The 23,304-nt window shown below is 48.6% G+C and carries 15 protein-coding genes; 9 read left to right on the top strand and 6 right to left on the bottom strand.

Going from position 1 to position 23,304, the window contains the following annotated elements; all coding sequences use genetic code 11:
- Nucleotides 1–59: 59 nt before the first annotated feature.
- Together porU and porV are read left to right on the top strand one after the other, a co-directional pair.
- Entirely contained in the window at nt 60–3,476 is a 3,417-nt protein-coding gene (porU, locus tag K384_RS03710; protein ID WP_038029571.1) for a type IX secretion system sortase PorU, read from the top strand.
- Nucleotides 3,477–3,539: 63 nt separating this feature from the next.
- Complete coding sequence (gene porV, locus K384_RS03705) at nt 3,540–4,724, top strand: type IX secretion system outer membrane channel protein PorV (protein ID WP_038029569.1); 1,185 nt, start codon at nt 3,540–3,542, stop codon at nt 4,722–4,724.
- Nucleotides 4,725–5,331: 607 nt separating this feature from the next.
- On the opposite strand, the gene K384_RS03695 is transcribed toward porV, so the two are convergent.
- Nucleotides 5,332–7,023: a S8 family peptidase gene (locus K384_RS03695; protein WP_051633097.1), complete on the bottom strand. Its 1,692-nt coding sequence runs from the start codon at nt 7,021–7,023 to the stop codon at nt 5,332–5,334.
- Nucleotides 7,024–7,240: 217 nt separating this feature from the next.
- On the opposite strand from K384_RS03695, the gene K384_RS03690 reads away from it, so the two are divergent.
- From K384_RS03690 to K384_RS03660, 7 genes are all read left to right on the top strand, one after another.
- Nucleotides 7,241–7,552 (top strand): CZB domain-containing protein, encoded by a 312-nt coding sequence (locus K384_RS03690; RefSeq protein ID WP_038029565.1) that lies wholly within the window; start codon nt 7,241–7,243, stop codon nt 7,550–7,552.
- Nucleotides 7,553–7,574: 22 nt separating this feature from the next.
- Nucleotides 7,575–9,542, top strand: a complete 1,968-nt coding sequence (locus tag K384_RS13270; protein WP_051633096.1) for an ATP-binding protein — start codon at nt 7,575–7,577, stop codon at nt 9,540–9,542.
- Nucleotides 9,543–9,574: 32 nt separating this feature from the next.
- Nucleotides 9,575–10,108, top strand: a complete 534-nt coding sequence (locus K384_RS03680; protein WP_038029562.1) for a heme NO-binding domain-containing protein — start codon at nt 9,575–9,577, stop codon at nt 10,106–10,108.
- Nucleotides 10,109–10,126: 18 nt separating this feature from the next.
- Nucleotides 10,127–11,383 (top strand): response regulator, encoded by a 1,257-nt coding sequence (locus K384_RS03675; RefSeq protein ID WP_038029560.1) that lies wholly within the window; start codon nt 10,127–10,129, stop codon nt 11,381–11,383.
- Nucleotides 11,384–11,696: 313 nt separating this feature from the next.
- Nucleotides 11,697–12,659 (top strand): L-threonylcarbamoyladenylate synthase, encoded by a 963-nt coding sequence (locus tag K384_RS03670; RefSeq protein ID WP_038029559.1) that lies wholly within the window; start codon nt 11,697–11,699, stop codon nt 12,657–12,659.
- A 202-nt stretch (nt 12,660–12,861) separates the two neighbouring features.
- On the top strand, nt 12,862–15,816 hold the full coding sequence (locus tag K384_RS03665; RefSeq protein WP_038029557.1) for a hypothetical protein: 2,955 nt from the start codon (nt 12,862–12,864) through the stop codon (nt 15,814–15,816).
- Between the two features lie 14 nt (nt 15,817–15,830).
- Nucleotides 15,831–16,835, top strand: a complete 1,005-nt coding sequence (locus K384_RS03660; RefSeq protein WP_245605275.1) for a mechanosensitive ion channel family protein — start codon at nt 15,831–15,833, stop codon at nt 16,833–16,835.
- 347 nt (nt 16,836–17,182) lie between these two features.
- Here the strand turns inward: K384_RS03660 and K384_RS03655 are convergent, their stop codons facing one another.
- From K384_RS03655 to K384_RS03635, 5 genes are all read right to left on the bottom strand, one after another.
- A complete protein-coding gene (locus K384_RS03655) occupies nt 17,183–19,921 on the bottom strand; it encodes a carboxypeptidase-like regulatory domain-containing protein (RefSeq protein WP_038029554.1) in 2,739 nt (912 codons plus the stop codon).
- A 269-nt stretch (nt 19,922–20,190) separates the two neighbouring features.
- Nucleotides 20,191–21,039, bottom strand: a complete 849-nt coding sequence (locus K384_RS03650) for a GLPGLI family protein (RefSeq protein WP_211245215.1) — start codon at nt 21,037–21,039, stop codon at nt 20,191–20,193.
- 162 nt (nt 21,040–21,201) lie between these two features.
- The gene (locus K384_RS03645; protein ID WP_038029551.1) at nt 21,202–21,522 is read right to left on the bottom strand and encodes a hypothetical protein; all 321 of its coding nucleotides are present in this window, start codon (nt 21,520–21,522) and stop codon (nt 21,202–21,204) included.
- A 474-nt stretch (nt 21,523–21,996) separates the two neighbouring features.
- Nucleotides 21,997–22,881, bottom strand: coding sequence for a GLPGLI family protein (locus tag K384_RS13265; RefSeq protein WP_051633095.1), 885 nt, complete (start codon nt 22,879–22,881; stop codon nt 21,997–21,999).
- Between the two features lie 33 nt (nt 22,882–22,914).
- Nucleotides 22,915–23,130, bottom strand: a complete 216-nt coding sequence (locus K384_RS03635) for a hypothetical protein (protein ID WP_038029549.1) — start codon at nt 23,128–23,130, stop codon at nt 22,915–22,917.
- Nucleotides 23,131–23,304: the final 174 nt, after the last annotated feature.

The following is a 23,304-nucleotide window of genomic DNA, read 5'->3' as shown; positions in this document are numbered from 1 at the left end:
TTGGCTTACTTCGCATATTATTTGTTGTATTCACACACGAAATGAAGCAAAACTAAAAGATGCTAAACAAGTTAAAATACCTTCTGTTGGTGCTGTTTTTAGGGACACAGCACCTTGCCCATGCACAATTTGCTCCCTCTTCTGTACTGGCACAAGGCGAGTGGTGGAAGATAGGCATCATGCAACGGGGGCTTTACAAAATCACTTACAACGAACTGAAAGAAGCCGGCTTGCCGGTAGATGCCCTTGACCCGCGCAGCCTGCGTCTGTATGCACATGGCAGCGGCATGCTTCCGCAAGCCAACAGCGCTCCCCGCCCCGGTGATTTACAAGAAGTAGCCATACGTGTAGCAGGCGAAGAAGACGGTAAATTCGACCCCGGCGACTACATTCTTTTTTATGGCGAAGCCCCCTCCCGCCTCTATTACGACGACCAAGCCGGTGAACTGCGCTACGAGCAGCATCTTTATGACAAGTACAACTATTATTTCCTCACCCACTCGCAAGGCAACGGAAAGCGCATAACCGAAACCGCCGGTTCAAGTAGTAACGCCCAAATCCTGACCACCTATGATTATTTTTTACACTATGAAAAAGACGCTCAAAACATACTGAAAAACGAATTTTCGGCAGGCTCGGGCAGGGAATGGTATGGCGAAATGTTTTTTGTCACCCGTACCTACAGTTGGGACTTCGAACTGCCCGGCCTAAGCAGCGACCTGCAATTGCGCATAGTGGCTGCCGGCACCGCCACCACTGCCTCGGCTCTCGATATTACCGCCAACGGACAAGCCATCGGCAAACTTGCATTGCCTCCTGTCTCAGGCAGCAAATATGACTTCAAAGCCAAACAAGACACGGGCAACTATGTGGTGCCGCGCTCGCTTATCACCAACGACAAACTACAGCTTTCGCTGTCGTACCCCAACAATGCCTTCAAGGCTTATTTAAACTATATTGAACTGCGCGGCAAAAGATTAGCCCGCTTGTATGCTGCCGACGATACCCTTTTCTTTACCAACTTGCAAACCCTAAACGGCGGCAACTACCGCTTTGTGATAGAAGGTGCACAAAGCGATGCCAAAGTGTGGGACATCAGCAACCCCTTTGAAGTAAAGCAAATGGCTGCCGTCCGGCAAAACGCACAGCTGTCTTTTTTCTTTTCCGGTGGCGCCCCCCGTTTCTTCGTAGCATGGCAAGGCAGTCCATTCCTTACGGCGGCAAGCATAGAAGCCATTGAAAAACAAAACCTTCATGCCCTGCCCACCCCTCAACTGTTGATTGTGGCATATCCCGACTTTCTGCCCGCTGCCGAAAAACTGGCCGAGCATCACCGCCAACACGACGGCATGAGCGTAGCTGTGGTAAGTATCCGGCAAGTATATCATGAGTTTTCGGGCGGCAAGCAGGACCCTACCGCGCTGCGCGACTTCGTGCGTATGCTCTATGAGCGAAGCCCCAACACCCTGCGCTACCTGCTGTTGATGGGCGATGCCTCCTATGACTACCGTCACTTATTGGAAAACACACGTTCTCAAAGCCTGGTGCCTACTTACGAGTCGCGCCAATCCCTTCACCCGGTATATAGCTTTTCTTCGGATGACTACTTCGGCTTTTTGGAAAGCAATGAAGGCGAATGGAAAGAGAATTTTCTTTTTACCCCTGCCGATGAACATACGCTTGACATAGGCATAGGGCGCATTCCGTGCAACAGTCTGCAGGAAGCGCAAAACGTGGTAGACAAAATCATTGCCTACACTACCGGAAACCGCTTCCTGGGCGACTGGCGGCAGCAGTTTGTGTTGGTAGGCGACGACGGCGACAACAACCAGCATCAGCGCGATGCCGACCAACTGGCTGCTTATTTGGAAAGCAACCACCCCGCCTATATTGCACACCGCCTGTTGCTCGATGCTTTCGAGCAGCAAAGCACACCCTCAGGCGAAATATCGCCGGCCGCACGGCAAGAGCTGTACAGTCTCCTACAGCGGGGCAGTTTGTTGCTCAATTACAGCGGGCACGGCAGCGAGTTTGGCTGGACGCAAGAAGGCATACTCACCTACAACGACATACGGGACCGGTGGAACTGGCAAAACCACTACCCTTTCATGGTTACTGCCACCTGTGAATTTGGGCGCTACGATGACCCTTCGTTGCAGTCGGCTGCCGAAGAAGCCATCCTGCGTGCCGGGGGCGGTGCCATAGGCTTGCTGACCACCACAAGACCCGTCTATGCCAGTACCAACTTCTTACTGAACCAGAAACTGTATGAAGCCCTCTTTACACCGGTAGATGGAGAGCTGCCCCGTTTGGGCGACCTGATGCGCATCACCAAAAACAACAGTCTGGCCGGCGTGGTGAACCGCAACTTCAGCCTGCTGGGCGACCCTGCCCTGCGACTTGCCTACCCGCGTTATCAAATCACCCTTACACGAATCAACGGCATGGATTATGCCACTGCCACACAAAACGAAGTATTATCGGCATTGGAAGAAGTGCATATGGAAGGCAGCATCACCGACGACAACGGGCAACCCCTCGCATTTGACGGCGAATTGAGCATACGTTTTTTCGATAAAGCCACTTCCCTGCAAACCAAAGGCTCGCAGGGCAACCCGCCCATGACTTATTACAGCTACGACAATCTGCTCTTTCAGGGCAAAGCAAGCGTTGTAAACGGGCAGTTCAGCTTTCGGTTTGTCTTACCCAAAGGCATACAATACTACGAAGGCTATGGCAAGCTGAGTTTGTATGCAGCCGACACGCTCCGCAACATAGATGCCGGTGGTGGCACTGCCGGGCTGCGCGTGGGTGGCACGGCTTCCACTTATCCCGAAGACAACACGCCCCCCCGCATTGACTTATACATGAACGACTCTACCTTCCGCAATGGCGACATGGTGCCCGCTTCTTCCGTGGTGTATGCCCGCTTCTACGACGAACACGGCATCAACCTGACAGGCAGCAGCCGCGGACAAGGTATTGTGCTCATACTCGATGACTCTCTCACCTTCCGGGCGGGCAACTACTATTTTGCCGACCGCGATGACTACACACGCGGCACTTTGCGCTACCCCCTCTCCGACTTGCCGCCGGGCGAACACAGCCTGCGCCTGCTGGCTTGGGATACATACATGAATCCCACCGAAGCCAATATCCGTTTCGTTGTCAGCGACAGCCAAAGTGTGCATATCCACACGGTAGAAACCTATCCTAACCCTTTCGGCAGCTCGCTCAGCTGGATGGTAGCCCACGATGTAGCCGGCGAAGCAGTGAATGCACAAATTGAGCTTATCAACAATATGGGGCAGAAAGCCGCCACCCTCACCGCTTATCATCCTCACGCCCCCCAAAGGTGGCGAATAGAAAGCGGCAATCTGTCGAATTTGCCAAATGGTTTGTATATTTACCGTCTTATATTACGTGCCCCGAAAGGAGAAGTCGTCTATTCAGGAAAAATCATAAAAAATGAATAAAGCAGCCTTTCTTTGCTTATGAAACACCTCTTTACTCAAGTGAAATCAAACAGGAAGAACCCGATGAAAAAATTGTGGATTAGCATTTTACTGACAGGCAGCAGCCTGTATGCCGGCTATGGGCAGGGCAGTCCGGCACCTGTCATTAGCGGACAGGACACCACCAAGCGTCCCATCACTACGGCCGTTCCCTTCGTGAACATAGCCCCCGATGCCCGCTCTGCCGGCATGGGCGATGCCGGCGTGGCGCTCATGGATGCCGATGCCAATGCGGCTTATTGGAACCCTGCCCGCATCGCTTTTGCCGAAAAACAAGCAGAAGTGTCACTCTCGTACTCTCCTTGGCTGCGCAAGCTGGTCAACGACATGTCGCTTACCTTCCTCTCGGGCTATTATAAGTGGGATGAACGCCAAGCCGTTGACCTTTCGTTGACCTATTTTGACCTGGGCGACATACAATTCACCGACCAAAACAACCAATCGCTGGGTGATTACCGCCCGCGTGAATTTGCCGTGCGGGCACACTATTCCGTACTGTTGTCCGAGTATTTCTCCATGGCAGTGGGCGGTTTCTTCATCCACTCGAATATTGCCGGCAACGTGAGCACTTCCCAAACAAGCCAAGCCAAACCGGGCAACAGTGCCGGTGCCGATGTGGCTGCTTTCTACCGCCGCCAAGGGCTGAATGTAGGCAACCGGGAAGTGGACCTGGCCTTTGGTGTGAATATCAGCAACATAGGCGCCAAGATGTCTTATTCAGACGACAATGTGAAAGATTTCATTCCTACCAACTTGCGCATAGGCACGGCCATAGGCTTGCATTTGGACCCTTACAACAAGGTAACCTTCCTTATCGATGCCAACAAACTGCTGGTGCCTACGCCGCCTCAGGTGGACAGCCAAGGCAACATAGTAAAGGGGCAAGACCCGAGGGACTTAACACTCCTGCAAGGCATTTTCCGCTCTTTTGGCGACGCCCCGGGCGGCTTCAAGGAAGAGTTGCAAGAGTTTGTAGGCAATTTTGGCGTGGAATACAGCTATCAAGACCTCTTTTTTGCACGTGCCGGCTATGCTACCGAGCATAAAAACAAAGGCGACCGCAAGTATTTCTCCGTTGGCTTGGGGGCGCGCTATCAAGTATTTGGTATCGATGCAGCCTATTTGATTCCTACCCAGCGCAACCACCCCTTGGCAGAAACCTTGCGTTTTACTTTGCGCGTATCGTTCGATAAACAAGACAATGATTAACCTTTTTTAGCAAGAATGGGTAAGAGAGCTGCTTTAAGGCAGCTCTTTTTTATTTGGCAGGCGGCACTGCTCAATGTAGCTTGTCATCTCGAACAAGCGAAGTGTAACTTGTCATTTCGAACCTCACGTAGTGAGGTGAGAAATCTTAATCTCACCAAGCCAAATCAAAAAAGCAAAGAGATTTCTCGCTTGCGCTCGAAATGACAAAAGAGGAGAGTCGAAATGAAAATGGAGAGTACTTGAAAGAACAAAAAGCGGCTTAAAGAAAGAGGGACAATATGACAAAGAAAGGATGGCCCCCACATAGGCTTAGCTTGTCATCTCGAACGAGCGAAGCGAGTGAGAGCTCCCATCAAGCCAAGCCACAAGAAGCAAAAGAGATTTCTCGCTGCGCTCGAAATGACAAAGGGGATGCCCGAAATGACAAAAGGGATGCCCGAAAGCCCAAAGGGAAGACTCGAAAGCGTGAAGAGGAAGGTTTGAAAACATAAAAGGGAGAGCACCCGGAAGGACGAAGAGAACATAAAATGCCTGTTTCGCTTTAGCCTATCAAAACAGGAAAGCCGGGCACCAACGCACCCGGCTTCCTGCTTTCTTTACCTAAGGTTTATTTACGCTTCTTGTTTTTTCTTTTCTTTTTATTCTTTTTCTTTTTCCCCTTCCCTTGTGTCATCTCTTCTGCCAGCTGCACCGCCTTGTAAGCATTCACGATACCATCTGATATACACAATTCATCAAAAGGTATCATGTCATTACGGCTGCCGGGTTTGTTCACCTCCATGCCTTCGTATTTCACCACTGACTGCATGATGATGTCTTTTACCTGACGGGCTGTCAGCTCCGGATAGTAAGACATAATCAGCGCAGCCACCCCGGCAGTGGCAGGCGATGCCATGCTGGTGCCTTGCAGGTCTTCGTATTGGTTGTTGGGTACAGTAGAGTAAATGGCTACACCCGGCGCAAAAACATCTACAGTTTTGTCTCCGTAATTAGAAAATGACGCCACAAACTCTTTGGGGTCGTTTGCCCAAGAAGAAGCCCCTACTTCCAACCAGGCTTGCGCCTGTTGGTCATCGTTGCGTTCGTTACCAAAAAACTTGGTAGGGAAATTGGGCTCTACATCGGTATTTTTACCATCGTTGCCGGCTGCATGCACCAATAAAACACCTTTCGATTCGGCATAGCGAATGGCTTCATCTACCCACTCTTTGTGCGGCGAGTAAGCTTTGCCGAAGCTCATGTTGATGATATGTGCCCCATTATCTACCGCATAGCGGATGCCCAAAGCCACGTCTTTGTCGCGCTCGTCGCCATCGGGTACCACCCGCACCGGCATAATCAATACATTGTCAGCCACGCCGTCCATACCAATGCCGTTGCCGCGCACGGCAGCAATGATGCCGGCTACATGCGTACCATGAGTGGCGTCCGGTCCTTCCACATCGGCATTGCCATAAAAGCGGTCGTTGATGTCTTCGGGATTATCGCCTACAATGGTGCGCGGGTTGAAGTCGGGGTTATAACCATACTTCATGAGCCCCTCGAAGTAGCTTTTATACTCCTCCATGTCAGCTTCCGACAAACCACGCATTTGTGTGAGATATAAGTAAGTGGCTTTTTCTTCTTGCAGCTCGTCTTCTTCGAGTTCGTTGAGTACTTCGGGGGTCAGCTCATCTACTTTCAGACGCTCTTTCAGCTTTTTACAAGCATCAGCAAAAGGCTCATAGATGCTCATAAATTGCTGATAGCGCTGTTTTGCCTCTGCATAAGCCTGCTCGTATGCTTTTTTTATCTCTAAATAATGGTCATAATCTTCTTTGTCTTTTCCGCTCAAGGTGGCAGGGTCAACCTCCTTAAAACGCTTGTTGTAAGCAGCATACAAGCGGGTAAGCTCATAAGTATCATGATACACGTTCTTTCCATCCTTACCGCCTATGAAATTCCATCCGTGCACATCGTCGATATAGCCGTTTTTGTCATCGTCGATGCCATTGCCGGGGATTTCATCCTCATTGGTCCATATATGTCCCTGCAGGTCTTCATGTTCTATATCCACGCCCGAATCGATGACCGCCACAATGACCGTACGTCCTTTTTTGCCTTTCAGCAGTTCGGCATAGGCACGCTCCACGCTCATCCCCTTCACGCCGTCTTGCTCGTTGTCCAGGTTGAACCAGTTTTTTGGCGGCTCTTCTTGTTTTATTTGTGCTGCCGCCTTCATGGGCGGGTATGCCAACTGTGCTTGGGCAGCTGCTGCCAACAACAGGCTGATGCCCAATGTAGTTATGCCTTTTTTCATTGTTTTAAGTTTTTATTTGATTTTTTCTATCTTCTTGCAAAGATAGCTATTTTCATAACAAAACGACTCCACCGGTTTTTTAGTACACTCCTTTATTGACGTTGACACTTTTATCGTTTCACAATGGTTATTGGTCTTACATAGCATTTCTTTCGTCGAAAGAAACAAACTGTGAGAAGAAATATACATATTTTTAAACCGTAAAATATTTCAAACTATGCGCAACATAGACTTTTTAACAGCCAAAGCCAATCATATCAACTGGCGTATCAGGCTGCTCAACTACCTGGAAGGCAAAGAGAGCCTTAGCCATGAAGAAGTGCTCTCTCACACAGACTGCCGCCTCGGGAAATGGATTTACGCGCAAGGAATGGAAAAATACGGACAGCTGAAGGACATGCAGCAGCTGGAAGAAATACACAAGCAGCTGCACGAAGCCGGGGCAGAGTATGAAAAAATGAAGCAATTATCTGAAAAACTAATCCAAACACTCGAAGCACTTGACAAACAAGTAGAAGCATCGCTGTAAAAATAAACCCAAGACAAACAATATGAACAGATACACCAACCTGAGAAACACCTACAAAACAGCCCTGTATGTTATTGCCGGTCTGGTTCTTTTGGCGGAAGTCATTACCCAAGTCACTGTAAACGACCTGGAGGCCACCCTGCTGGCGCAAGGCATCGAGCCAAGCGATCAGCTTTACACTTTGCGCGTTGCCACCTACGGCGTAGGGCTTATGATACTGGCAGTGCTGCCCTTCTTGGCCTATGGCTTCTTTCGTCCGGTAGTTAACACCATCGAAAGACAAGTGGCGGAGATAGAGTCGCAAAACCGGCGTCTGAAAGAAACCGAAGAACAGATGCGCACTGCCTTGCAAAAACAGCTGGAGACTACCGAAAAACTGTTGCTTGCCCGGCAAGAACTTGAAGAAAAGAACCGCAAACTGCAGGAATCGGAACAGCAGCTGCTGCAACTCATGGATGAGCAATTGGCAGCCGGCGAGGAGTTGTACCGCACACAACGACAATTGAAAGAAGCATTTGCCATTGGCAAGCTGGGGGCTTGGTCCTTCGAAGCAAAAGGCGAAGAAGCCTATCTCACGCTTACCGACGAATATTATCAAATATTGGGCACGAACGCCGAGGCAGAAGGCGGCTACCGTTTCAATTTCATGCAATGGATGCAGCGCTTCGTGCTGCCCGAGGACCATGCCCACGTGCTTGAAAAGCTGTCAGCGGCACTCAACTCCGACGAGTTTGAAGACACCGTTGAATTCCGCGTGCGGCGTGCCGACACAGGCGACATACGCTATACACGCACTACGGCTTATGCCAAGCGGAATCCGCAAACGGGGGTGATTACAGGGGGCGGCGTCATTCAAGATATTACCGAGCAGCACTTGTATAACCAGCGCATCAAAGAAAGCGAGGAACAGATGCGCGAGCTGCTGGAGCAAACGCTTGCCCAAAGTGAAGAGCTGCTCAAAACCCGGGAAGAACTGGAGTCTTTGTTGAAAAAAGAGCAAGAAAGCAAAAAACTACTGGAGGAAAACGAGGAGCAGATGCGCGAGCTACTCATGCAAACACTCGAGCAAAGTGAGCAGCTGCTCAAAACCCGGGAAGAGCTGGAGCGGGCCCTGAAGGAAGAGCAAGAAACCAAGCAAAAGCTGGAAGTGCTGGTCAAACAGCTGCAAGAGGCGCAAACCAAACTTATTCAATCGGAAAAGATGGCATCTTTGGGTGTACTCACGGCCGGCATCGCCCATGAAATCAACAATCCCATCAACTTCGTGTACAATGGTATCGACACACTGCGTATGCTGCTGCAGGATATGTTTGAAGTAGTTGATGCTTACGAAGCCCTGCATCCGCTCAAAGCCGATTATCAACAACTGCTGGCTCAGCTTGAAAAGGTAGAAGCCCTGAAAGAAGAAATAGACTTCGAAGAAGTGAAAGAAGATATTCATGCGCTGGTGGGCGACATAGCCAAAGGCGCCAGCCGTACCATGGAAATAGTGAAAGGGCTGCGCACCTTCTCCCGCCTCGACGAAGAGGAGCGCAAAGTAGCCGACATCCACGAGGGCATCGACTCTACCCTCATTTTGCTGCAAAACAAATACAAAAACCGCATTGAAATCAAAAAGTATTACGACCCTGAGTTAAAACCATTTGCCCACTATCCCGGGCAGCTCAACCAGGTATTCATGAACCTGATAAGCAATGCCATTCAGGCAATTCCCGAAGAGCGCACTGACGGCAAAATAGAAATTTACACCGAAGACAAACAAGAAAACGTCGTCATTCGCATCAAAGACAACGGTGTGGGCATCCCCGAGGACAAGCTGCAGCGCATCTTCGAGCCCTTCTTTACCACCAAGCCCGTAGGTGTGGGCACCGGCTTGGGGCTGGCCATCGTGCATTCCATTATAGACAAACACGGCGGACAAATAGAAGTACACAGCGAAGTAGGCAAAGGAACCGAGTTTATCATTGTTCTGCCCAAGCATGAAGTGTGAAGTACCCCAAAAAACCATAAAATTCTACTACGATGAAAGGAACTATTTTAACCTGCTTAGAAGAAACCATAGCAAAGAAATACGGACAAGCAAACTGGCAAGAGGTGCTTCGCCGCTGCGACCTGCCGGCAACCCACCACTTTGCATTGGAAATCGATAAAGACATAGACGAGCAACTCAGTGTACAGCTCTTTGTCAAAAGCGCTGAGGTATGTGGCGTATCACTCCAGCAAATCTTCGATGACTTTGGCGAATATTGGTGCCTGCATTATGCCCCCAAAGTGTACAAAGCTTTGTTTATAGGTCCTAAAAGTACCAAAGACTTCATCACAAAGCTGGACTTCATTCACGACATCGTAACCAAGCGCATTCCCAATGCGCATCCACCCCGCTTTCAATACCGGTGGGAATCCGATAATGTCCTGCTGCTTCATTATCAATCAAGCCGTGGGCTGATAGACCTGCTTATTTCTTTAATCAAAGGCTTGGATAAGTATTTCAACAACCATACAAGCGTCGAAAAAATCGACAACGAACACCTTCGACTCACTTTTCACGAACAATAAAGAAGTTTTTAAAGAGCTATGCAAGAAGACAGAAACAAGCATAAAGACATCCATATTTTATACGTGGACGACGAAGAGAGCAACCTGCGTATTTTCAAAACTGCTTTCAAGCGTAAGTACACGGTGCATACGGCCACCTCAGCCCAGGAAGCCATCGACATCCTCAAAGAACATCCGATTCATATATTGATTACCGACTACAAGATGCCGCAGATGTCCGGCGTGGAGTTGCTCGAATACACCGTAGAGCGCTATCCCAACCTCATTCGCATGATATTAACCGGCTTTGCCGACATAGAGGCCATCGTGCGGGCAGTCAACAAAAGTGGTATATACCAGTACATTACCAAGCCATGGGACCGCGGCGAGCTGGAGATGATCATCGAAAAAGCCATTGAAACCTTGCGCCTGCGCGACGAACGCGAGCGCCTTATTGAGGAGCTGCGCCAACTGAACACCTCGCTCGAAGAGAAAGTGCGTGAGCGCACCGCCGAAGTAGAGCAGTTGCTTGCAAAGGTGCAAAGCAGCATACGCTATGCCCAGCGCATACAGGAAGCCATGCTTCCTTCCAAGCAGGAATTGCAGGAAACCATTGGCGAGCATGTGCTTTTTTACCGCCCCCGCGACATCGTATCCGGCGACTTCTACTGGGTAGCCCATAAAACCGAAAATGGGGAAGACAAGACCATTGTGGTGGTGGCCGACTGCACGGGACACGGTGTGCCCGGTGCCATGATGAGCATGGTGGGGGTCAACCTAATTGCCCAGGCGGTACACGACCGTGAAATTCATGCGCCCGGTCAAATCCTTTCTTTCATTAACCAAGGTATCATAGAAAGGCTGCGACAAGAAGAAACCGTCTCACGCGACGGTATGGACGCCGTAGTGCTGTGTATTGACCGCAAGGCACAAAAAATAAGCCTGGCAGGCGGCAATCTGGGCGCCCTCATCATTCGCAGAGGCGAGGTGGAAGTGTTGAAAGGCAGCCGGCAAGCCATCGGTGGATATGAGCAGGAAGAAGCCTCTTTCGAAGAAATAAACCTGCCATATGAGCCCATGCATATTTACCTCTACACCGACGGCTTTCAAGACCAGTTTGGCGGTGAGTCGGGCAAGCGTTTCTACAGCAAAAACCTTGTTAACCTCATCGAAGAGATTCACCGGCAACCCTTTGCCATGCAAGCCGAGCGCCTTGCCCACACTTTTGACGAATGGAAAGGTAGTCTTCCGCAGGTGGATGATGTGACGGTGCTCGGCTTCCGCTTTGAGCCATAAAACGGGCGTGTAAACGAAAACAGGCTTTGCCTTTCAGTCTTTACGGCTTTATCATTTTGGGCATCCATTTTGTCATTTCGAGCACAAGCGAGACATCTCTTTTGCTTCTTGTGGCATGGTGCTACGAGATTGAGATTTCTCACTTCGCTACGTGAGGTTCGAAATGACAAGTTACGTGAGACATGAAGCCTGTCTTTAAACAGCCATCCCATAAAAACAAAGTATCCAACAATCCCAAGGCGCCTTATTATGCATAAGGCGCTCTTTTTTCATGCAAAATCCTGTATCTTTGCAGCGAACAAGAGCTACATGCATGGCAGAGATAGGAACAGACATAGAGAAGGCACGTGCTTATTTGGAAGCCGGACAACTGGTAGCCATTCCCACCGAAACCGTCTATGGCTTGGCTGCCAATGCTCTCAATCCCGGAGCAGTGGCGCAAATATTTGCGGTAAAACAACGTCCTCATTTCGATCCGCTGATTGTGCACACCGACCGGCTCGAAAAAGCCATGCAATGGATAGCCGCCATTCCTGCCCCCTTGCAGCAGCTGGCCGAGGCTTTCATGCCCGGACCTCTGACTTTGGTTGTCCCCAAAAAAGACATAATACCCGACATTGTCACGGCCGGCTTGCCCACGGTAGGGCTGCGCATTCCTTCACACCCCCTCACGCGCCGCCTGCTGGCTTCGCTCAACTTTCCGGTAGCAGCGCCCAGTGCTAACCCTTTCGGCTATGTGAGTCCAACCAATGCCCGGCATGTAGAGGCACAATTAGGCGAACACATTCCCTATATTTTAGACGGAGGCAGCAGTCAAATTGGTTTGGAGTCAACCATCGTGGCGTGGAACGAAGAAACGCAAAAACCCATTGTACTTCGTTTGGGCGGCATTCCTTTGGAAGAAATAGAAAAAGTAGCCGGCAAGGTGATGCTGCAAACCCACTCTTCGTCCAACCCCAAAGCCCCGGGCATGCTGTCGGCTCATTATGCTCCAAGAAAAAAGGTATTTCTTTCGCTGGAAGCCGCACTCAGGATATATAGTCCACAGGAGCTGGGCGCCATCGTATTCAAAGAACCGCTTGCCGTGCTGCCTGTAGCAAACCAACTTCTTCTATCGCCACAAGGCAATTACACGGAGGCGGCTCAACGCCTGTTTGCTGCCTTGCGTGAAATAGAAGAGCTGCCTGTCAAGGCAGTGGTGGCACCCCTGCTGCCCGAAGAACACCTGGGGCGCGCCATCAATGACCGCTTACGCCGGGCAGCCGCTTCGGCATGAGTATCGAGTACAGCTTTATTAAATGAAAAGACCAAACAAGCAGTGTAAGAGACTATAATCCTTGCTGACTTCCATTCTATGTATTTTCATTTTTTATGTGGTGACTTTGTGTTCAACACACCGTCTTCACTCAAAAAACTTTTATTTTTTAAGAGTTTATTTCTCTTTTTACCGAAGCCACCTTAACTAAAAGCAACAGCCTATGGATCAAGGCAATAAACATACCTCACAACTCAAACAAGCCGTCTCTGCTGCTCATGAGTATGCCTTCAAGACGTTGCACGGCGAAATCGAAGCTCATGAACAATTTTTGAAACAAGTGCAACACTTGCTCCGGACTCCGGCACCCACCTACAAAGAGCTGCAAACGCAGAAAGAAGCCTTTGCCCGTTTGATACAACAAACAGAACGGCGGCTGAAGCGGCAACAGTTGTTTTTTTCCCGGGATCGGCAAGCTTATGTACAACGCGTGGAAAGTGTTCTTTTGACACTGCCCGAAATGGTAGAGCACACCCAAGCACGGGAGCGCTATTATGTGCAAGCAGGCGACCCCGCAATAGCTTACCTCATAAAACCACTCAAGCGCACCGGATGGCAGCTAAGCCGCTTGCCGCGACGCATTGCCAATTTGTTCCGCAAACAAAAACAAAGCATCGGCTATGGCCGTCAGCGCACTGCCCTTCGTGGCATTGCTGCTCATGTGTGCCTCTACCAACTACCGCAGGCGCTCTTGCCCATTTATGTGGAGTGGTTTCAGCTGATGAATCAACAGTTTGCCGCTGTCAAGCAATTGAGCATAGACAAAAGCAAGGCACTGTTTCCGCTCACCGGCGGCCATTCATCCGAAGACGTAGCGACCCTTTTGGAAGCACTAAATGTCTTTGCCAAACGGCAAAGCGAATATATCACTCAAGAGCTGCTCCGGCAACACAGCACCCTCGCCGAAGATTTGTATGCCAAAGCAGGCACTTGGGAGCTTTCGAACCGGCGCTTCCGGACAGCAGCCCTCCGGCGAAAGCAACGCCGGCTGGATAAGCGTTACCGCAAAACACTCTTGCCCCACAACAGACTTGCCACTGCCCTGCTTTCCGACTGGCGCACACATGAGTCGCTCATTAAAATAAGTTGCGAAATAAAGCTTCAGGAAGCCCATTTGCTTGACCATTGGCAGGCGCTCCGGCAAGCCCTTGCCCAAACAAGCATAGAAGGCAGTTGCACGTTCATGCATGCGCTGGAGCAAGAAATCAGCACGCAGCAAACAACAAGCCCACAAGCTATCAACGAATGGCTTGTGCGCCTGCAAACGGAAAGGCAAAACATGGAATCACGCCTCCGCCAATTGCTCGACACACACAAGCCCGGCGAACAACTCACTGCCTACGAACTGTACCTGGATGATTTCTTTAAAAAACAGACACTCTTTCGCCCCCTCATACCACAAATCAACTTCCGGCGGGGTATTGCCAAGAAAGTTAGTTTTGTGAATCTCAACCAACTGATACAACATGAAAGCCTGCCGGCCTACCGTAAAGCACTCAAAGAAGTCAAAACAGAGCTGGCACGCGCGCTTACCAAAGTAGAAAGCCGCCTGCTTCAAAACTGGGAGGCCGTGCTGTTCAACTTTCATACCGTTACCGAACGGCTACAAAACGAAAAAGAAGAAGTATCGGCAAAGGATGTACTGACGGGCGCTTTGCAGCGTGCCGCCGAGCAAATACGCCAAGCCGGCATGGATTTTCAACAGATAGTAGGGGCGGCACAAAACAAGCTGCAAGAAGCAGACAGGCGCTTCGTGGAACGCCTGCTGGAGATGGAGCAAATAGATCGCCTGCTGGGCTTGCAGTTGCGTATCCGCAAAGCCCAAGCCCGCGAGCGTCTGCGCCACTACCGCCAACAAGCATGGGATTTTCTTGTGCACCTGCCTGCCCATCTGCTGGCCGCTTGGCGAACCGGCAAAACCAAAGTCATCGAGTATTACCACAAAATAGCCATTCGCCTGGGGCTTTTAGACAACCCCCTCTTGCTGGAGATCCCCATTGCCGATTTTTTGGCAACCGCTTCGGCACGTGTGCAGTCGCTTCCTTTTATCTACCGCAAGTTGTTCGAGCCTCAACCACTGGACAACTGGCGCTTTTACATAGCCCGCCCCGAAGCTGAATCGCAAGTAAAAAAAGCATTTGACAACTGGCAGAAAGGCGGCTTTGCCCCCATCGTTGTCACTGCGGAAGCCGGCAATGGCAAAACCACCTTCCTTAATTACGTAAAAGCCAACATTCTGCCTTCAAACCTGCCGGTACACGTACTGGACTTGCAGCAGCGCATAGAACACCCCATTGAGTTGATTCATGCATACAAAACACTGCCGGGGCTATCGATTGAAGAAGACACGCCGGAAGCACTTTGCCGGGCACTCATGCAAGCACCTCGCTGCTGTATTATCGTCGAAAACATGGAATTTTTGTTCACAAGGCAAGTAACCGGTTTCGAAGTCATATTGTTGCAGCTCAAAATCATGTCGCAAACCAACAGCAATGTTTTCTGGATAGGCTCTTGTCATGATTACAGCTGGCAGTACTTGCAAAAAACCAAGCAGGTCAATGACTTTTTGGCTTACCCGCCCATTCATCTTCGTGCTTTCAAGAAAGATGAAATAGAGAAATTGATTCTTCAAAAACACCAAATCAGCGGCTACGAGCTGCGCTACCAAAGTTCAGCAGTAGAAAAACAGAGTCGCAAGTTTCAAAATCTTGACCACGAAGCGCAACAAGCGCTGCTCAAGGATGAATTTTTTAAAGATCTTCAAAACATTATACAAGGGAATCTGCGCATAGCACAGTTGCTGTGGATTAATGCCATCGAGCAGTTCGACGACCAAGCTATTTATATCACCTCGCTCAAAGGCATTCACTTTTCGTTTTTGAAAGAGCAAAGCATGCAAAAGCTTCTGGTCATGCGTGCTTTGTTGTTGCATGGGGCTGCCCATCGCGATACGCTTGCCCGCTGTTTGCGCCTGCCTGCCGGCGAAATCAACACTTTGCTGCTGCTACTGATGGATGACGGCATCGTATTGCAACGCCCCGACGGATATTATCACCTGCATCCCATCCTTTATCAGGCTATTGTTCAAGTTTTGAAAAGCCGCAATATCATTCATTAAAAATGCGAAAGACCATGAAAATACGCGTATATTATCTTCCCTTCTTGTGGCTGCTGTGCATGCTGGTAGCCACTCCGCAAACCCGTGCCCAACAAAGTCCTGCCCAAGACAGCTTGGCAGTGATACGTATCGAAGCGCAGCAAGTGCAGCTCCAGCTGCAAACGCCTGCAGTCACTCAAGAGAAAGAAGAAGCCAAGCAAACTGAAGAGGCATCCAAAGGCATTCAGAACCCGCCGCCGTTGCATAAAGTCTTTGCCTGGCATAAGATATTCTGGGCTATAGTTTTTGCGTTGGGCGGCTATTTCATCATCCGCTTCAGTTCTGCTTTGCTGGAACGCTTTGCCGAGCGGAATGCCCAATACCGCATACAAGTCAAAGGCTTGTTGCCCATCATCAAAATTTTCGGCTGGCTCATCGTGCTTTTCATCATCATAGAAGGTGTCTTTGCCCCTCCCATAGAAACCATTCTGACCATCTCGGCTTCGCTGGGCATTGCCGTTGGCTTCGCCTCACAAGATATTTTGCAAAATGTCTTTGGGGGCATTTTAATCCTTTTAGATGCTCCTTTCAAAGTAGGCGACAAAGTGGAAATAGGCGGGCAATACGGCGAAGTGGTAGAAATCGGCTTGCGCTCTACCCGCATTGTCACGCCCGACGACTCTCTGGTGAGTGTTCCCAATGGCAAGCTTATGAACGAAGCCATCATCAACTCCAATGCAGGTGAACCCAACTGCCAAGTAGTTGCCGAACTCTTCCTGCCGCCCTACATAGACACCCAACTGGCGCGTAAAATAGCCACCGAAGTAGCGCAAACGTCGCAGTATATTTATCTGAACAAGCCCATTACCGTGCTTTTCTTTCATACGCTGAACCAACAGCGCCCTTATTTAAAGATGCGTTTGAAGGCTTATGTAATGGACATACGCTTTGAGTTCAACTTCAAAAGCGAAATGACGGAGCTCTTTTTGCAGGAAGCCCGCCGCCAAGGTCTCTTTTCCGATGCTGACCTGAAAGGGTAAAAAATGGGGGCAGAGACAGTAAGCAAAGCAATACGTCTCCGGCTGCTTCTGTTTTCTTGCCCCTCTTTCTTTTCGTTTTATTTATTTTTCAACCTTCCTCCTTCCCTCCTTTGCCATTTCGAGCGCATGTGGGAAATCTGTTTTGCTTCTTGTAGCTTGTTGGAATTTAGATTTCTCACCTCACTGCGTTCGGTTCGAAATGACAAGCTATGCTTCGCTTGTTCGAGATGGCAGGCTGCGTGAGGTGAGAAATGACAGCTTATACTATGCTTTGTGCTTGCGCCCTGCTCTTTGAGGTCTTCTTTTATCACCCTGTGTCCCTTCTTGTCTTTTCGAGGTAGCGGGATTTAAAAATTCCACTGTGTGCCTATGGTCACGTAAACGGGCATCACCCAATAAAGGGCGGAGCTGCTGCCTGTATCGCTCACACTACGAATTTCTATTCCGGAAAGGTTGGTCAGGTTGCGCCCCTCTATCCATACAGGAAACTTGCGTTTCGGGTGCCAGTAGCAGGTAGCTTCAAAGTCGATATAGTAGCTTCCGGGCGAGTCGTTAAACTGAAGCCAGTGTTGCTGCAATTCTACACGCAACCGCTTGTCGAAAAAGTCGAAGTAAGTATCCAGCTGTAGATGGTGAATGAGGTTTTCGTTCCGGAAAGCACCGGTGCTTGCACTTCTTACCAGCGTGCGCGTTTGCCGGCGGTCGGCAGATAAGCGATAATTGAAAAAGCCAAAGAAGGCAGAACGCAAAGCTGCCGACACACTCCATTGCTCACTCTGCCACCAGCGGTCATCTTCCGCAAGGCGGTTTCTGCCGGTCGTCTGGAAGTAATTCGCCTTAACAGCCAACCCCGCCAGCAAGAAATCCATATACCAAGCCGGTAAGTCTATACTTGTCTTCCATTGATAGCTGTCATCGAGCAACACGTGGTTGTATAGTGAAAGAACCGGTGAAGGCAGGAACTGTTGTGCATAGGTATGGTCTTGGTATTGTCCTCCCAAGGCTATTTTTAAGCGATAATGAGTTTCCAATTGCACATCACCGCCATAGCGGTTTACTATCCGGAAGGGGGCGCCTCCGGTGCGTACCGAACGAAACTCACGCATCCATAAAGGTGATGCCACGGTCGCTAAGTCCGGTGTAAAGCGTTCCCATTTTTGCGTGAGAATCAGGGTGGTTTTGCCCTTATTTTTGTTTTGTTTGCGACTCCGAAGGTCAATGTTCTGGCTCATCGTCAGGCGTCCTGTGATGTTGGTATAGCGGGTACGAAAGGTATCGACCTGTGTTGCCTGCTCAAAGCCTGCCTGCAGTTGCCAAAATGCTTTCAGGCGCTTGCCTCCTGCCATCCATTCGGTCTGTGCCATCCATTGCTGTTTCTGCAAGCTGTACGGGGGGCTATAGCTCAAACTGTCGCCGGTTTGGCGGTCGTCGTTCAAGAAATAGAGCCGGGGCACCAAGCGCTGCGTGTGGCGGTTGTACCATATGCCCAATTGGCGGCGGCTGTCTCTCCGTGCTGCTTTGAAGTGCCATAATATATTGCCTTCCATGCGTTCTTCTTCGATACGCAATTGCTGCCGCGCCCGGGACAAGGCTTCCGCTGTTTCCCGCCAAGCCCCATAGCGGTCGAAGATGCCGTCCACCTGCATTTCATCTACCATTTGCCCGCTTTGGTAGTAGAGGTTCATCTCCAAGCCATGGCGCTTGTGCAGACGCTTTGCCCATTTGAGGCTGTGCTCCTGCCCTTGGTGCTGCAAGAGCGAACGACGCGACAACGAGTCATTGGCTTGCCCGTCTATGAAGTACAGGTTGGAAAAGCGGTTGTCAAACTGGTGGCGGTTGAGCAGCGAGCGCCATTTGATGCTTGTGGTCGGTGAAAGCGTGTTTTCATACAAAAATCGCCCGGCTATGCTTCCCCTGTATTGGCGTATGTCGTCGCGGCTTTCGGTAGAAAAGCGGATGTCATTTGCCCGGAAATCGCTGCTGTAGGTGAACGGATACCCCAAATCGTTGTAATAACCAAAACCGGACAGAATCACCTTCGAGGAATCGTTGAGGTATTTCACCAAGCCTATGTTGTCGGATACCACGCTGCCGCCGGTTGTATTAGGGAAAATATAAGGGATGCTCATGCCGTAGAATTCGGTGGCACTTTGTGTAAAGGGTTGTTGCACATACAAGAAGTTGTCGCGGTAGTCGTAGCCCCCAAATTGGCTGCTTGCCGTCTCGCCCAAGCTATTGTGATGCAAGAGGTTAAAGTATTTGTCGTATTTTTTGCCGGCGCCTTCCTGAACGCCCCCCCGCCGTTGGCGTATATAAAACATTGAAGCGTTGATTTTGCGTCGCCAGTCGTTGCCTGCATGCGCTTGCACACTGCCCGTCCATGTATGAAGAAAGCGCTCGCTTATTTTCAGGTTTAGAATCAGTTTGTTTGAAGTAGTGATGCCCCGCAGTACCTCTTCCTCTTCGAAGCGGTCCACAAAATGAAATTCCTCAACCAAATCTGCCGATATGCTGTTGATAAGCTGTTCGTAATAGCTACCGGTGAGGTTGTCACCTTCCAGATACACGTTCTCCACCAGCTTACCGCGGTAATATATCTTGCCGGCTTCGACCTTCACATCAGGCAATTTGTTCAATACATCGGCAACGGTCAGCTCGGTGCTGTCGCGGTAGTCTTCGCTGCGAAAGATGGCACTGTCGCCCACGATTTTTACAGGATATTTTTCACCTTCCACAACCACTTCCTCCAGTTCATAGTTTTTAGGTTGCAGCCGGAGCTGCACAAAAAACTTGCCGTCCCAGCGAGCACGGTATTCTTCATAGCCGATGCTCATGACCCAAAACCAGTAGCCGCCCTCTGCTTGTTGCTCAGCGGACATCTCAAAGTAGCCGTTTTCGTCCGATACGGTATAGGCATATTGCTTTGCGCCACTGCTGTCGCTCAAAAGCACATAAGCCCCTACTACCGGTTCGCGGGTAAGCGTGTCTATTACTTGCCCCTGTATCCTCACCTGCTGTGCATATGTGGGCATTGCCCCCCAAAAAAAGCATAGCAAGAGTAAAAAGACAGCGATATATTTTTTCATGTTAGTTTACTCTCTTTATATTTTGGCGCTCCTATCTACTAATGAGAGCGCCTTGGCTTCGACTTCTGTCTTACCAGCTTGCCGAATATAGCAAAAGAAAACATCGAAAGAGGTAGAGATGTAGAAATTATTTTCGCCTTACTTTCTTCTAAGCATAAGGAAAAAAGGCTTCCCCCTCTATTCTATATAAATTTATTGATTCTGCGGGTTAAGCTGCGACATACTTGCCGGCAGCCTTCCCAAAATACGTTCTCCACCTTTCAGTTTTTTTATTTGGGTATATAGTCAGCATAATCCTTCTCTCTATACATTTCTTTTACTTCTTCATCCGTTCTTACTGAGACATCTGCGCTCGAAGCCCCTATTGTCGCGATTAGTTTTCGTCGCCATTGCTTGATGCCCTCACCAAAAGCTTTCAAGTACGTTTCACGGTCTATGCAGTCATCTTTTGGTAAGCGGGGTACTTTGCCACTAAGCTGCTCATATTGCTTTTGTACTTCTTTGGTAGAACTGTAGGACTGGAACAGAAAGTTGACTTTTCTTTTGCTGTCATAAGCTTCCAGGATCAAGCCGGGCAAACCATGTAGCTTCCATGGACCGTAAGGATACGGCAAGTCGGGGCAATACCACGCCACATAGTGTCGTCCGCGAAAGTCGCCTTCGGCTTTGTAGCAAGTAAAGCCGGCTATCTTCTTTTTCTGATTGGGGAAGAGTTTCCAAGCTATTTTTAAAGCGCTCTCCGGCTCACAATATGCAGGATAAGAAGCAAACATAGTCCTTTCTTGCGAGACAGTGTCGAAATCAACCACATATTCACCTTCAAAAACCAACCATGTTTCTCTTTTCAGTTTCCCTTCCTCAATGTTGATATTGATATTAACATGCACATTATTATTGCCCGCTTCAATTTCCTTCCCCATTTTTTCTTGTACTTCTTCTAAGCCTTTATCCAACTCCTCTTCAATTAACTCATCGACGGTTTTGCCCTCTTTCACCTCATGATAAACCTGCCCCGAAGAATGTATCCACAAATCTGCATGCAGGGTGTTTAAATCAGTAGGCTCGGGGAAGGTATCGGCATTGTTCCACTTCATGTCTTCTACTACCAGATACTCCACATGTACAGTTTGTTGGGCAAAGAGATCACACGCCGGAATTAACAAAAATAGCATTACTAAACATCTCATCACCAAATTATATTTTTTATTATTACACGAATATTAATATTACTAATTTAGTAAAAAGCCCCCCTCTCAAAAGAGAGGGAGAAGGCAAGATACTTAGAATACATCAGCAAGTGACTTTTTAGCAGCTTTCAACCCGAGTAATGCACCGGCTGATGCACAGTCTCCTGCTTCTTCGCAGGTATCAGCAGTGCAACTAGCTGAAGAGGTAACTGTTACGGACTGTCCCAAAAGGGAAAACGTAGCTGAAAGCGTAACTGTCACTGTACAGCTTTCTTCTTCAGAGTACTTTTCTACAAAGCCGTACTCAACACTTGGAAGTGCTTTTATTTCCTCTTTCTCAGACAATACACTTGATGCCATACTGCCGGCGTTGACTGCCAACATCAAAATCAAAGAAAATAAAATCTTTTTCATGACTCTGCTTTTTTTAAGGTTACACATTTTTCAAACATATTCGTTTATTTGTAGGAGCTCCCGTAAACGAACAATGCAATAATAATAATAGCACACAAGTAATTTTTTATTTTTTTAAAAAAAGCTCACCTTCCCTTCTTGCTTATGTTTATTGCCCTCTTCAAGCTTCTATTTAGCATTCCGGGGCTCCCCCTTGTCATTTAGCCCCCTCCTTTGCCATTTCGAGCGCATGCGGGAAATCTCTTTTGCTTCTTATGGCATCTAAAAGAAGCTGCCCTTGTTATTTCGTATCAAACACAGCTTGTTATCCCGAACGAGCGAAGCGAGCAAGAGACCTCAATTGAGCCATGCTACGGGCTTGTAAGCACGACAGGGCTTCTTTTTTGCTTAAATACTCCTCTCAAGAAGAAGTGCTTCGAAGCCACTATATAGCACAAAAGAGACAACAGCCGTCGTCTCTTTTGTGTACGCCTCTTACTTTGCTTTCAACACCTCCTTTACTATCTCATAGAATTGCTGTTCCCGATAGGGATTGTAATCAAGCTCTACCTCCACCCCTTGAGCTAAGTCTTTCCTCAGCTTTCTCCGAGTGTGTTTCTTAAACCAATTCAAAAGCTCCTCTTGACTTATAATCTCAATAGGAGGCTTTTTCATCCACGCTTTGAAAGAAGCTATTTTTTGCTGTACTTCTTCATCTGCCTTTGCAGAGATATCTATTCTTTTAACTATAAAGTTCACTTGATTCAAATCGTCATGAGCTTCCAGAATCAAGCCGGGTAAGCCATGCAATTTCCATGGTCCGTAGGGATAGGGCAAGTCGGGACAATACCATACGATATAGTGCCGCCCGCGAAAGTCGCCCTCTGCTTTGTAGCACTTAAACCCCAAGATTTCTTTGGTTTCATTGGGATAAGGTTGCCAATTTATTTGAATCACCTCTTCGTATGCATATTGCCCATATTCATCTATACCCCTTCCTCTAGTAGTATCTACATCTATACATCTGCCTCCTTTTTGGAGGAAAATTCCTCTGCTTTCTACAAGTTTGGTTACATCATATGAAACTTCTATTTCTAATTTCCCTTCTTGAAACTGTTTCTGTATTTCTTCTCTTATTCGTTTATTTTCCTCTTGCTTCCAAGTCTCATAATCCAGCCCGGGATGTACTTCCCAATAGAGGCACTCCGAAGGAAGTCCCCATAGCACAGCCTCCAGTGAGTTTTTGTCAGTGGGCTTAGGAAACTTTTCTTGATTTTTCCAAGTAGGCTCTTCTATAACCAGATACTCCACTTTTATAGGTGGCTGCGCCCAGAGCAGCGCCGGTAACGCAGCCAACCACCAAGTAAGAAGCTTTTTCATAGCATTATTATTATTATTTACTTCAAAGTACCATTATAGCTTTTGTGAAGCACAAAGCATCGCTTCGCTACAAGTAGCTGCTCTACATTTTGCCTTTCTTTTCTCTCCATTTTCATTTATAACTACAATTTTCACTTTACAAGTTTTTGCCGCTAACTTATGTTTTTCGCTCGATGAATGCACTGCACTTTTCGAGACAAAAAATAATGCAAAAAAGGCAATGGCAGCAAAAAACAATTTCACCTTCATGACTCTGACTTTTTTAAGGTTACACATTTTTCAAACATGTCCGTTTATTGTAGGAGCTCCCGTAAACGAACAATGCAATAATAATAATAATAGCACACAAGTAATTTTTTATTTTTTTAAAAAAAGCTCACCTTCCCTTCTTGCTTATGTTTATTGCCCTCTTCAAGCTTCTAT

This window comes from Thermonema rossianum DSM 10300 (assembly GCF_000426825.1).
GTDB lineage: Bacteria > Bacteroidota > Bacteroidia > Cytophagales > Thermonemataceae > Thermonema > Thermonema rossianum.
The sequence above is the reverse complement of the archived record's forward strand: the minus strand, read 5'-3'. Positions and strand labels throughout refer to the sequence as shown.

Excerpts from the sequence above, each read along its gene's own strand:
- K384_RS03645 (WP_038029551.1), bottom strand. The coding sequence starts at position 21,522 with ATGAAAAAGATTTTATTTTCTTTGATTTTGATGTTGGCAGTCAACGCC.
- porU (WP_038029571.1), top strand. The coding sequence starts at position 60 with ATGCTAAACAAGTTAAAATACCTTCTGTTGGTGCTGTTTTTAGGGACA.
- K384_RS13265 (WP_051633095.1), bottom strand. The coding sequence starts at position 22,881 with ATGAAAAAGCTTCTTACTTGGTGGTTGGCTGCGTTACCGGCGCTGCTC.
- K384_RS03695 (WP_051633097.1), bottom strand. The coding sequence starts at position 7,023 with ATGAAAAAAGGCATAACTACATTGGGCATCAGCCTGTTGTTGGCAGCA.
- porV (WP_038029569.1), top strand. The coding sequence starts at position 3,540 with ATGAAAAAATTGTGGATTAGCATTTTACTGACAGGCAGCAGCCTGTAT.
- K384_RS03665 (WP_038029557.1), top strand. The coding sequence starts at position 12,862 with ATGGATCAAGGCAATAAACATACCTCACAACTCAAACAAGCCGTCTCT.
- K384_RS03670 (WP_038029559.1), top strand. The coding sequence starts at position 11,697 with ATGGCAGAGATAGGAACAGACATAGAGAAGGCACGTGCTTATTTGGAA.
- K384_RS03680 (WP_038029562.1), top strand. The coding sequence starts at position 9,575 with ATGAAAGGAACTATTTTAACCTGCTTAGAAGAAACCATAGCAAAGAAA.
- K384_RS03660 (WP_245605275.1), top strand. The coding sequence starts at position 15,831 with ATGAAAATACGCGTATATTATCTTCCCTTCTTGTGGCTGCTGTGCATG.
- K384_RS13270 (WP_051633096.1), top strand. The coding sequence starts at position 7,575 with ATGAACAGATACACCAACCTGAGAAACACCTACAAAACAGCCCTGTAT.
- K384_RS03675 (WP_038029560.1), top strand. The coding sequence starts at position 10,127 with ATGCAAGAAGACAGAAACAAGCATAAAGACATCCATATTTTATACGTG.
- K384_RS03655 (WP_038029554.1), bottom strand. The coding sequence starts at position 19,921 with ATGAAAAAATATATCGCTGTCTTTTTACTCTTGCTATGCTTTTTTTGG.
- K384_RS03635 (WP_038029549.1), bottom strand. The coding sequence starts at position 23,130 with ATGAAGGTGAAATTGTTTTTTGCTGCCATTGCCTTTTTTGCATTATTT.
- K384_RS03690 (WP_038029565.1), top strand. The coding sequence starts at position 7,241 with ATGCGCAACATAGACTTTTTAACAGCCAAAGCCAATCATATCAACTGG.